This window comes from Bartonella sp. CE47NXGY, from assembly GCF_042195415.1.
Lineage (GTDB): Bacteria > Pseudomonadota > Alphaproteobacteria > Rhizobiales > Rhizobiaceae > Bartonella.
Map to the genome: position 1 here is coordinate 1 of NZ_JBHIOI010000124.1, position 1,636 is coordinate 1,636.

General features: G+C 30.3%; 1 protein-coding gene. It reads left to right on the forward strand.

Features of this window, described 5'->3' with window-relative positions:
* Positions 1 to 874: 874 nt before the first annotated feature.
* On the forward strand, positions 875 to 1,519 hold the full coding sequence (locus tag ACFIL3_RS10040) for a hypothetical protein (RefSeq protein ID WP_375643778.1): 645 nt from the start codon (positions 875 to 877) through the stop codon (positions 1,517 to 1,519).
* Positions 1,520 to 1,636: the final 117 nt, after the last annotated feature.

Sequence of the window (1,636 nt, forward strand, 5' to 3'; positions counted from 1 at the left end):
CTCTATAGTTGTTATGTTCTTTATAGCCATGGCATCATTTTTCATGTTCATAAGAGAAATGATAAATAGGATAATTGCGATTTATTGTCTGTTATGAAAACACTTATGAAAACATCTCAATAGAAACTGATAATTATAGAGATTAGCAAAATCCTTTTTAATAGGCTTTTGTTATTTTGATTAGTTCTTTTTAAAAGATAAAATTATATTTTTAGTGAGTGATTAACACGTGTCTTATGAAAAGCGTATGAAATTAAAAATTGATTACGTTATCAAAATCCCTTTTATGCATTTTAATCAGTTCTTTTGAATGATAACCTTATGATTTAGAGAATGATTACAACGTGCTTTATGAAAATCATGTGATTCTTTAAAGCTTTTCAAAAGATAGCTTGTAACTCATAAGAGATGCTATCAAGATCATTATGGTTATGAGTTTTGACGGGTTTTTGAGTTTTGAGGGTTGCCTCTTTTAGATAAAAAAACGATAAAAATTAAAAATGTTATTTTTCAATATGTTAATATTTTATAGATCTTAAAAAAACAACCCATATTGATAATATAACCTCTAAATTCAATCAATAATATACGTTTTGAGGGAGGGGTGACGGTTTTTACACCTTCAAAACCTATAAGCAAAATGAATATACATAACACACTTTAAACAAAGCTTTTGATAACAATAAAGCTATCCATTTTAGATTACGGTATAACCTCTTAAAGGCAATGTAAAAAAATCTAATTCTATTTAAGAGTGGATTTCTTAAATTTTGCAAAACAATCTAAAAAAAATATTTAAAAGTTCAAATCGTATCTTTAATTTGAATTATAAATACATTATTAGACTTTTGATATTAATCAAAGGTTTATGATGATGAAGTTTTTTATTTTATTTTGTTTGTTAATACTCACAGCTTGTGGTCCTTGGGATAATCAAGTAACACACTTGACCGGAATTGTTGATCCAAACTACAAGGGACGATTTCAAACCAAAAAGGTGGTTATAGGAGGTGTTGGCATGTCTATTTTTGAGCAAAAAGAACTTGAAGACACCTTTGAGAAATCCCTCGTTAAATACAATGTACAGATATTGAGAGGATTAGAACTTTTCCCTCCAACTCGTAATTATTCCTATAACGAGAAAGAGAAAATTATAACAAATAAAGGCGCAGATGCACTCCTAATAGTTAGCGTTGATAATCGTGATATATCACAGACGTATATCCCGCCAACATATCATCCAGGAACCTCTACAAGTACTATTTCGGAAGTTGGACACTTTACTACCATAAGAACTGTAACGACACCAGGTTATGTGAGCGGTGGACATAATATTAGTAAGCCCGGCATAAGCGTTAGTGTTTACCTTATTCACAATACAAAAAACAAAGAAACCATATGGCTAGCAAAAGGCTCTAGCAATGGAAATGCTTTTGCATCATTTTCTAATCTCATAGTAAGCGTTGCAGAAACAACTGTCGAGAAACTAGCCAAAGAGGGGCTTATCGTCCCAAAGTAGAGTATCTAAAAGTGCAAGTTTCTTCTTTTTAGAAGAACGCATGATAAATTATCCTTTTAAAGATTGTATGTCAGCAATTTATAAAAGGGATATAAGAACCTATAGGTATAAAACCTT

Bases quoted from the DNA above. Each gene is read 5' to 3' on its own strand.
- ACFIL3_RS10040 (WP_375643778.1), top strand. From the start codon at position 875: ATGAAGTTTTTTATTTTATTTTGTTTGTTAATACTCACAGCTTGTGGT.